Here is an 8,915-nt window from a genome sequence, read left to right on the forward strand (position 1 = left end):
GTCCCCACCCCTCCCAGGCGGCCGGGGCGAGGACCGAGCCCGTGAACGACACCGCCCGGCCGCCCGGCGGCGCGGCGAAGGCGAGCCGGTCGGCGGGCAGCCCGGCGACGGCCGAGGTGCTGTCCCGGGCGAGCCCGGCGGTCAGGCCGGACAACAGGCCGACGAGCAGGGTGATGAGCACCACCACCGCCCCCATCAGCGCGAACCGGCCCTTGGCGAACCGGAGGTCTCTCCATGCGACGAACATGGCTCCAGCCTCGCGGTCCGGCCCCGCCGGGACATCGCCCCGCAGCACACCCCGGCCGGATCGAAGGAGGTAGCCGTACATCAAACTTTCGGTTGACCGGGCCCGGGCCGGTCCCGCTTACGCTGGAAGTCCTATGGACCCCCGCCCCCACGCCCCGGTCGCCCGGCTGCTGCGCCTGTGTCTGCACGCGCTGCTCGCCGGGCTGCTCGCGCTGGCCGCGGCCCGCTCGCCGGGCGACGCGGCGGTGTACGCGGCGGTGGGCGCGATGGCGGCGGTGTACGCGGCGGGGGTGCTCAGTCCCGCCGTGCGGCCCCGGACCCGCGCGGGCGCCGGGTGGCTCGGGGCGCTCTGCGCGGCCTGGCTGGTGCTGCTGGCCCTGTCGCCGGACGCGCTGTGGGCGGCCTTCCCCCTGTACTTCCTCCAGCTGCACCTGCTGCCGCGGCGCTGGGGCCCGCCCGCCGTACTCGCGACGGCCGGCGCGGCCATCGCGAGCTTCCTGCTCCACGGCGAGCAGGTCACGCCCGGCGCCTTCATCGGGCCGCTCCTCGGCGCGGCCGTGGCGGTCGCCACCGTCCTCGGCTACGAGGCGCTGTACCGCGAGAGCGAACGGCGGCGCGAGCTGATCGAGGAGCTGGTGTCGACCCGCGCCGGGCTCGCCGAGGCGGAACGCGCGGCGGGCACGCTGGCCGAGCGCGAGCGGCTGGCCCGGGAGATCCACGACACGCTGGCGCAGGGCCTGTCCTCCATCCAGCTCCTGCTGCGGGCCGCCGAGCGCGCGCTGGCCCCGGACGACCCGGCCCGCGTCCATGTCGAGCGGGCGCGCACCGCCGCCCAGGACAACCTGGCGGAGGCCCGCCGGTTCGTGCGGGCGCTCACCCCGCCCGGTCTGGAAGGGGCCTCGCTGCCGGGCGCGCTGGAGCGCCTGTGCGCCTCGACGCCCGGGCCCGCCGTGCGGTTCGGGGTGAGCGGCTCCCCGGTCGAGCTGCCCACCCCGTACGAGGTGGCGCTGCTGCGGGTCGCGCAGTCGGCGCTGGCCAACACCGTCCAGCACGCGGCGGCGGAGCGCGCGGAGATCACTCTGAGTTTCATGGACACGTCGGTGGCACTGGATGTCGTCGACGACGGCAGGGGCTTCGAACCCGGCCGTGAGCGGTCCTCGGGCACCGGCGGCTTCGGGCTCCCGGCGATGCGGTCGCGGGCGCGCTCGCTCGGCGGCACCCTGAGCGTCGAGTCGGCGCCCGGCCAGGGCACCGCGGTCGCGATCACCCTGCCGCTGCCGGTGCGGGAACGGGGTGCGGTGTGACCGCCGGGCCGATCAGGCTGCTGCTCGCCGACGACCATCCGATCGTACGGGCGGGGCTGCGGGCCGTCCTCGACACCGAGCCGGACTTCACGGTGACCGGGGAGGCGGCGACCGCCGAGCGGGCGGTGGAGCTGGCGGGCGCGGGCGGCTACGACGTCGTGCTGATGGACCTCCAGTTCGGCGCCGGGATGCACGGCTCCGAGGCCACCGCGGCGATCACCGCGCGGCCGGACGCGCCCCGGGTGCTCGTCCTGACCACGTACGACACGGACGCCGACATCCTGGCGGCCGTGGAGGCGGGCGCCTCCGGGTATCTGCTCAAGGACGCGCCGCCGGAGGAGCTGGCGGCGGCCGTGCGCACGGCGGCGGCCGGGCAGTCGGCGCTCGCCCCGGCGGTGGCGCACCGGCTGATGGACCGTATGCGCACCCCGGCGGAGGCGCTCACCCGCCGGGAGCTGGAGGTGCTGCGACTGGTCGGCGACGGGCTCTCCAACCTCCAGATCAGCAAGCGCCTCTTCCTGAGCCAGGCGACCGTCAAGTCCCACCTCGTCCATATCTACGCAAAGCTGGGAGTGGAGTCGCGCACGGCGGCGGTCGCGGCGGCAGGCGCGCGCCGACTGATCCGGCGACCGGGCTGATTTCCCCTACGCTCGCGCGTCACCGAGGACGCGCAGGGGCATGCATGCGGGCATGTGTCCGGCCTGACCCGCGTGGAGGCCCCGTATGCCACAGACAGCCCGCCAGTACTGGTGGAATCTGCAAGGACGCACCAGGCTCAACTTCAACTGGGGCATCATCAACCACGACTCGACCGTGATCATCACCGCGTCCGAGTACAGCGTGGACAACAACGACCCCCGGCACAGCCCCCGGTTCATCGGCGCCGCCACGGTCACGGTGGAGAACATCAGCCCGCACTCGCCGCCCTACGACCCCAACCACGGCGTGACGTTCACGGTCAACGTGGAGTGGGGCGCGCCGCTGCACATCGTCACCGACATCACCGTCCTGGACGGCCCGCCGGTCGCCATCGAGTACCAGAACGGCTGAGGGGGGCCGATGCCGCGTACCGCACGCCAGTACTGGGCCGGCCTCCAGGGCCGTACCACGCTGAACTTCAACTGGGGCGCCATCGACCACGACTCGACGGTGATCGTCACGGTCTCCGAGTTCAGTGTCGACCCGGGCGACCTCAAACACAGCCCCCGGTTCACGGGCGCGGCGCCGGTGCGGGTGAGCAACATCAGCCCGCACTCCCCGCCGTACGACCCCAACCACGGCGTGACGTTCGTGGTGACCGTCGACTGGGGCGCGCCGCTGCACATCGTCACCGACATCACGGTCCTCGACGACAAGCCGGTCTACCGCCTGTGGGACGGCGGCCGGCTGGCCTTCGCGATGCAGCCGCAGCAGCAGACCAACTGGTGCTGGGCGGCGGTCTCGACCAGCATCGCGCTCTACTACAACGCGGGAAGCACCTGGACGCAGTGTGCGGTGGCCAACTCGCAGACCGGGCGCACCGACTGCTGCGGCGGCGGGGCGAGCGGCGCCGGCTGCAACTCCCAGCAGCCGCTGGACAACCCGCTGCGGATCGTCGGCCACTTCGACCGGATGGTGAACAGCCGGGTGGACTTCGCGGGCGTCGAGTCCGAGATCAAGGCGGGCCGCCCGCTGTGCGTGCGGATCGGCTGGTCGACCGGCGGCGGTCACTTCCTCACCGCGATGGGCGTGGACGCGCCGCAGAGCGGTTCCAGCGCGATCGTGGCCGTGGACGACCCGATCTACGGCCGCTCCGACCAGGTCTACAACACGCTCGCGACCAGCTACCAGGGCAGTGGATCCTGGACCCACAGCTACTACACCGGGGCTTAGGGACGGACCATGGCGCTTCAAGTACCGCAGCCACCCGAAGAGTCGCGCTCGGCCGCCGAGGCCGGCGTCGAGCTCCTGGCGGGGCTCGGCCGGGTCCGCACCGCGACCCTGCTGCCCGCGACGGCCGACGAGCTCCGGCTCGCCCATCCGCTCCAGATGTACGTGATCGGCCTCGCCGATCTGCCGGACGGCCTGGACCGGGCCCGGCCGGTGGCCTGGCGCTATCTCGTCCAGCACGACTCGGGGCCGGTCGCGCTCGCCGAGACGGTACGGGATGAGGCGGGCGGGCATGTCTTCAGCCAGCTCAACTACGGGCCGTTCGTCGCGGGGACGGCCGCCGCGCTGGAGGCGGCGGGGCATGAGCCGGGGGACGCGGAGGTGCGGCTGCTGCACCTTCCCGCCGTCCATCTGATCGCCGTCTGGCGGCACTCGCCCGGCTCGGACACCCTGGTCCCGGCGGCCCCGGCGCCGACGGGGGTCGAGGCGGACCGGGCGTATCCGGCGGCCGAGCTCTTCGCGCTGCTGGCCCGGCACGCCCCGCAGGGCGTGCTGCCGCCGGAGGCGCAGGACGACCGGGGCGGCGGCTGAGCCCGGATCACCCGGGCACCCGGACGGAAGGGCGCCGACGGCCACGCACGGGCCGGCGGCAGGGTCGTCGGGCCGCACCTCAGCGCGGCGGCTCCCCGAACAGGTCCACGGCCTCCCGGACCCCCTTCACGGCCACGGACAGCGCGCTCACCGACCCTATGGATCCCGCGATCAGCAACAGCGAGCGGCGCAGGCGTAACACCTCCGGGGCGCCGGAGAGCGCCATCGCGTCCAGCGCCGCGAGCTCGTCCTCGGCGACCGCCCGGTCGGGGAACTCCCCCGGGTACCCCGCCAGCTCCCGGCGCAGCCGTGCCACGGCGCCCCGCAGCCCCGCCACCCTCGGATCCACACTCACGGGCCACTGCTCCACGCGTCGCAACACGATTCCTTCCCCCCGCACGCCTTCGTGCCGGTGCTCACAGCCCGTCAGCGAAGGTCAACTGACGGGAGTTGCGGGTCAGTTAACGCCATCGCGCCCGGCGCGCGCCAGCGTGTGGACGGAATTCGGGGGGCGCATTCGGTATACGTGGGGCCATGACACCTCCGAAGAACGACGAATCGCAGGTCGTGGGCCTGCTCCTGGCGGCCGGCGGCGGGCGGCGCCTCGGCGGGCGCCCCAAGGCCCTGCTGACCCACCGGGGGCGCCCGCTGGTGGAGCACGCCGTACGGATGCTGCGCGAGGGCGGCTGCGCCCGCGTCCATGTGGTGCTCGGGGCAGCCGCGGACGAGGTACGGGCCCGCGCCCGGCTGGAGGGCTGCGTGCTGGTGGACAACCCGGAGTGGGCCGAGGGCATGGGCTCCTCCCTGCGCGTGGGGCTCGCCTCGCTGGTCGGCACGGGGGCGGGAGCCGCCCTGGTCGGCCTGGTGGACCAGCCCGGTATCGGCTCGGAGGCGATCGGGCGCGTACGGGCCGCGTACCGCTCACCGGACTCGCTCGCGGCGGCCTCGTACGACGGCAGGCGCGGCCATCCCGTCCTGTTCGGCGCCGACCGGTGGCGGCCGGTGGCGGCGAGCGCGCACGGCGACCGGGGGGCGCGCGCCTATCTCGCGGAGCACGAGCGGGAGATCACGCTGGTGGAGTGCGCGGACGTGGCCGAGCCGTACGACATCGACACCGAGGAGGATCTCGGGCGGCTCGGCTGATCCTCCGGTACACCTGGAGTGAACACGGTGGCACCGAGCGCCACGGTCTGTCGACCCGGAGAATCTCGACATCAACAAACCATTGAACTTCCACCATGAGGAAACTAGTATCCACTGTTCAGAAGCGCCCGATTGATTGAGACGGCGCCCCCAGTCGCATCCCGGGGCCTGGCACTCAGTGCCTTTTGTCTGCACCCGGCGGCCGGCCAGGGCACCGCCCGCGAAGGAGTGACAGCACATGTCCGCACCAGCGCCGTCCCCGCTGGCCATCGTCGACGCCAAGCCCCTGCCCCGGCAGGACGAGGTGCTCACCGACGCGGCCCTCGCTTTCGTGGCCGAGCTGCACCGGCTGTTCACGCCCCGCCGTGACGAGCTCCTGCTCCGCCGCCAGGAGCGCCGCACCGAGTTCTCGGCGAGTGCCCGTACCTCCACCCTCGACTTCCGCCCCGAGACCGCCGCCGTGCGCGAGGGCGACTGGAAGGTCGCCCCGGCCCCGGCCGCGCTCAACGACCGCCGGGTCGAGATCACCGGCCCGACCGACCGCAAGATGACCATCAACGCGCTGAACTCGGGCGCGAAGGTGTGGCTGGCGGACTTCGAGGACGCCTCCGCCCCCACCTGGGAGAACGTGGTCCTGGGCCAGCTCAATCTGATCGACGCCTACGAGCGGAAGATCGACTTCACCGACCCGAAGTCGGGCAAGTCGTATGCGCTCAAGGACGCGGACGAGCTCGCCACCGTCGTGATGCGCCCGCGCGGCTGGCATCTGGAGGAGCGCCACCTGCGCTTCGACGGCCGCCCGGTCCCCGGCGCCCTGGTCGACTTCGGCCTCTACTTCTTCCACAACGCCAAGCGCCTGATCGAGCTCGGCAAGGGCCCCTACTTCTACCTCCCCAAGACCGAGTCGTATCTGGAGGCCCGCCTCTGGAACGACGTCTTCGTCTTCGCGCAGGACTACGTCGGCATCCCGCAGGGCACCGTCCGCGCGACCGTCCTGATCGAGACGATCACGGCCGCGTACGAGATGGAGGAGATCCTCTACGAGCTGCGCGACCACGCCGCCGGGCTCAACGCGGGCCGCTGGGACTACCTCTTCTCGATCGTCAAGAACTTCCGTGACGGCGGCGCCAGGTTCGTCCTGCCGGACCGCAACGCGGTCACCATGACGGCGCCGTTCATGCGCGCCTACACCGAACTCCTCGTCCGCACCTGCCACAAGCGCGGCGCGCACGCCATCGGCGGCATGGCGGCCTTCATCCCGTCCCGCAGGGACGCCGAGGTCAACAAGGTCGCCTTCGAGAAGGTCAAGGCCGACAAGGACCGCGAGGCGGCCGACGGCTTCGACGGCTCCTGGGTCGCGCACCCGGACCTGGTGCCGATCGCGATGGCCTCCTTCGACGCCGTCCTCGGCGACCGGCCGAACCAGAAGGACCGCCTGCGCGAGGACGTGTCCGTGGCGCCCGGCGATCTGATCGCCATCGACTCGCTCGACGCCAGGCCCACCTACGACGGTCTGCGCAACGCCGTCCAGGTCGGCATCCGCTACATCGAGGCCTGGCTGCGGGGCCTGGGCGCGGTCGCCATCTTCAACCTCATGGAGGACGCGGCCACCGCCGAGATCTCCCGCTCGCAGATCTGGCAGTGGATCAACGCGGGTGTGGTCTTCGAGAACGGCGAGCTCGCCACCGCCGACCTCGCCCGCAGGGTCGCGGCGGAGGAACTGGCCGCGATCCGCGCCGAGATCGGCGAGGAGGCCTTCGCGGCCGGCCGCTGGCAGCAGGCCCACGACCTGCTCCTGAAGGTCTCCCTCGACGCGGACTACGCGGACTTCCTGACGCTGCCCGCCTACGAGCAGCTGATCGGCTGACCCGACGTCAATTCCCGCGGGGCCGGGGCGGATCGTCCGCCTCCGGCCCCGCGCCGCGTCCGTCCTGCCAGAATGAGCGGATGTTACGTGGAGGCAGGGTCGCCGTGGTCGGCGGCAGTATCGCGGGGTGCGCGGCGGCCCTGGCCGCCCACCGGGGCGGCGCGGCGGAGGTCACCGTCTTCGAACGGGCCTCGGGCCGGCTCGCGGACCGGGGCGTGGGGCTGGCCATGCACAACGACCGGTACGCGGAGCTGGAGGCGGCCGGTTACCTCGACGCCACGATGCCATGGCTCCAGCTGAGCCGGCGGTGCTGGTACGTACGGGACGGCTCGGCGCCGCTGGGACGGCGGGTCGGGGTGCTGCCATTCCCCTTCCGTACGTACAACTGGGGCCCGCTCTGGCACGAACTGCGCGACCGGGTGCCCGGGTCCGCCCGCTTCCGGGCCGGGACGGCCGTCGAGGCGGTGGAGGCCACCCCGGACGGCGTGGAGCTGGTGAGCGGCGGCGCGAGCGAGCGGTTCGACCTGGTGATCGGGGCCGACGGCTACCGCTCGGTGGTCCGCACGGCCGCCTGCCCCCAGGTGCGTCCGCGCTACGCGGGCTATCTGGCCTGGCGGGGCGCGTTCGCGGCCGAACGGCTGACGGCGCCGGAGCTGTGGCCCGACGAGGACTGCGTGTACGCGGTGTTCCCCGGCGGACACGTCATCATCTACCGCATCCCCGACGGGCGGGGCGGGCTGCGGGTCAACTGGGTGCTGTACACCGCCCCTCCCCCGGATCTCGATCTGCGCTTCGACAACCCCACCAGCCTGCCGCCCGGCACCCTCGCCGCCACCCTGCACACCCGGCTCGCGCACATCGCCGACACCTCCCTCGCGCCCTACTGGGGCGAGCTGGTGCGGACGACCACCGCCGAGGAGCTCTTCGTCCAGCCGATGTACGACTTCACCGCGCCGCGCTACGCCACCGGCCGTCTGGTCCTGGCGGGCGACGCGGCGACGGTGGCCCGTCCGCACACCGGCGGCGGCGCGGTCAAGGCGCTCCAGGACGCCACCGCCCTGGAGGCGTGCCTCACCGCCGCACCGGACTGGCCGTCGGCGCTGCGCGCGTACGACACGGGCCGGGCGGCGAGCGGCAGGTCCATGGTGGAGCTGGGCCGGCAGCTCGGTGCCGGGCTGGTCGAACGGACCCCGGACTGGAGCGCGATGGAGCAGAGCGGCCTGGAGGAGTGGTGGCGGCGGGCGGACGGCTCGGGCGCGTTCGGCGGTCGCCGCCTCACCTCGTAGCCGTCACCCCGACGACCACCGTGCGCCGGGCGGAGAGGTCGCCCCATCTGCCGTCCGGGAGGCGGGCGCGGAGCCCGACGCTGTAGCGGGTGCCGGGCTTCTCGGCGGAGACGGTGAGGCTGTACGTCGCCCGGCCCGGGGGCGGCGCCGCGCCGAACACGATGGTGGTGGTCAGCGTTCCGTTCAGGAAGAGCTGGTAGGAGGTGACCGGGCCGCCGGTGTCGGGCGGGCGCCAGGAGAGTTCGACGGTCGGGACCCCCGCCACCTCCCCGTAGCGCGCGCTCAGCCCGGTGGGTGCCGTACTGGGGGGCGCGCCCGGCGCGGACGCCGTGGTGAGGTCCACGGCGCCGCTGTCCGGCGAGGAGTGGTCGGCGGCGTCGCGGGCGCGGACGGTGAAGGTGTAGACGGTCCCGGGCCGCAGCCCGGTGACCCGGGCGCTCGTCTCCCGGCCGGAGACGCTGTGGATACGTACGTCCTCCTGATAGACGTCGTAGGAGGTGACGCCCACGTCGTCGGTGGAGCGCCGCCAGCTCAGCACCGCCGCGCGGCTTCCCTCGGCCCGGCCCCGCAGCGCGCCGGGGGCGGTGGGCGGCCCGTGGTCGGCGGGGC

At 73.5% G+C, this 8,915-nt stretch carries 10 protein-coding genes and 1 pseudogene; 8 read left to right on the forward strand and 3 right to left on the reverse strand.

Going from position 1 to position 8,915, the window contains the following annotated elements:
* Positions 1-247, reverse strand: a pseudogene (locus ACJA3G_RS22260) (ABC transporter permease); the annotation flags it as partial.
* A 133-nt stretch (positions 248-380) separates the two neighbouring features.
* Between ACJA3G_RS22260 and ACJA3G_RS22265 the strand changes: the two are divergent.
* The 5 genes from ACJA3G_RS22265 (at position 381) to ACJA3G_RS22285 (ending at position 4,010) form a co-directional block, all read left to right on the forward strand.
* On the forward strand, positions 381-1,550 hold the full coding sequence (locus tag ACJA3G_RS22265) for a sensor histidine kinase (protein WP_406554789.1): 1,170 nt from the start codon (positions 381-383) through the stop codon (positions 1,548-1,550).
* Complete coding sequence (locus ACJA3G_RS22270) at positions 1,547-2,188, forward strand: response regulator (protein WP_406554790.1); 642 nt, start codon at positions 1,547-1,549, stop codon at positions 2,186-2,188. Before ACJA3G_RS22265 ends, ACJA3G_RS22270 begins: the two co-directional genes overlap by 4 nt.
* Positions 2,189-2,273: 85 nt before the next feature.
* Entirely contained in the window at positions 2,274-2,600 is a 327-nt protein-coding gene (locus ACJA3G_RS22275; protein ID WP_406554791.1) for a hypothetical protein, read from the forward strand.
* A 9-nt stretch (positions 2,601-2,609) separates the two neighbouring features.
* Positions 2,610-3,422 carry a papain-like cysteine protease family protein gene (locus ACJA3G_RS22280; protein ID WP_406554792.1) on the forward strand — a complete coding sequence of 271 codons (813 nt, stop codon included), beginning with the start codon at positions 2,610-2,612 and terminating at the stop codon, positions 3,420-3,422.
* A 9-nt stretch (positions 3,423-3,431) separates the two neighbouring features.
* On the forward strand, positions 3,432-4,010 hold the full coding sequence (locus ACJA3G_RS22285; protein WP_406554793.1) for a hypothetical protein: 579 nt from the start codon (positions 3,432-3,434) through the stop codon (positions 4,008-4,010).
* Between the two features lie 79 nt (positions 4,011-4,089).
* Here the strand turns inward: ACJA3G_RS22285 and ACJA3G_RS22290 are convergent, their stop codons facing one another.
* A complete protein-coding gene (locus ACJA3G_RS22290) occupies positions 4,090-4,392 on the reverse strand; it encodes a DUF5955 family protein (RefSeq protein ID WP_406554794.1) in 303 nt (100 codons plus the stop codon).
* 152 nt (positions 4,393-4,544) lie between these two features.
* Between ACJA3G_RS22290 and ACJA3G_RS22295 the strand changes: the two genes are divergently transcribed.
* From ACJA3G_RS22295 to ACJA3G_RS22305, 3 genes are all read left to right on the forward strand, one after another.
* Complete coding sequence (locus ACJA3G_RS22295; protein WP_406554795.1) at positions 4,545-5,153, forward strand: NTP transferase domain-containing protein; 609 nt, start codon at positions 4,545-4,547, stop codon at positions 5,151-5,153.
* A 238-nt stretch (positions 5,154-5,391) separates the two neighbouring features.
* Entirely contained in the window at positions 5,392-7,020 is a 1,629-nt protein-coding gene (gene aceB / locus ACJA3G_RS22300; protein WP_406554796.1) for a malate synthase A, read from the forward strand.
* Positions 7,021-7,100: 80 nt separating this feature from the next.
* Positions 7,101-8,306, forward strand: coding sequence for an FAD-dependent monooxygenase (locus ACJA3G_RS22305; protein WP_406554797.1), 1,206 nt, complete (start codon positions 7,101-7,103; stop codon positions 8,304-8,306).
* Here ACJA3G_RS22305 and ACJA3G_RS22310 read toward each other — a convergent pair.
* Positions 8,296-8,915 (reverse strand): fibronectin type III domain-containing protein (locus ACJA3G_RS22310; RefSeq protein WP_406554798.1); only part of this gene is annotated, 620 nt, incomplete at its 5' end. The genes ACJA3G_RS22305 and ACJA3G_RS22310 overlap by 11 nt on opposite strands.

The organism is Streptomyces sp. YS-3 (genome assembly GCF_045257485.1).
In the GTDB taxonomy this organism is placed as follows: domain Bacteria; phylum Actinomycetota; class Actinomycetes; order Streptomycetales; family Streptomycetaceae; genus Streptomyces.

Excerpts from the sequence above, each read along its gene's own strand:
- ACJA3G_RS22265 (WP_406554789.1), top strand. The coding sequence starts at position 381 with ATGGACCCCCGCCCCCACGCCCCGGTCGCCCGGCTGCTGCGCCTGTGT.
- ACJA3G_RS22275 (WP_406554791.1), top strand. The coding sequence starts at position 2,274 with ATGCCACAGACAGCCCGCCAGTACTGGTGGAATCTGCAAGGACGCACC.
- ACJA3G_RS22280 (WP_406554792.1), top strand. The coding sequence starts at position 2,610 with ATGCCGCGTACCGCACGCCAGTACTGGGCCGGCCTCCAGGGCCGTACC.
- ACJA3G_RS22285 (WP_406554793.1), top strand. The coding sequence starts at position 3,432 with ATGGCGCTTCAAGTACCGCAGCCACCCGAAGAGTCGCGCTCGGCCGCC.
- ACJA3G_RS22295 (WP_406554795.1), top strand. The coding sequence starts at position 4,545 with ATGACACCTCCGAAGAACGACGAATCGCAGGTCGTGGGCCTGCTCCTG.
- aceB (WP_406554796.1), top strand. The coding sequence starts at position 5,392 with ATGTCCGCACCAGCGCCGTCCCCGCTGGCCATCGTCGACGCCAAGCCC.
- ACJA3G_RS22305 (WP_406554797.1), top strand. The coding sequence starts at position 7,101 with ATGTTACGTGGAGGCAGGGTCGCCGTGGTCGGCGGCAGTATCGCGGGG.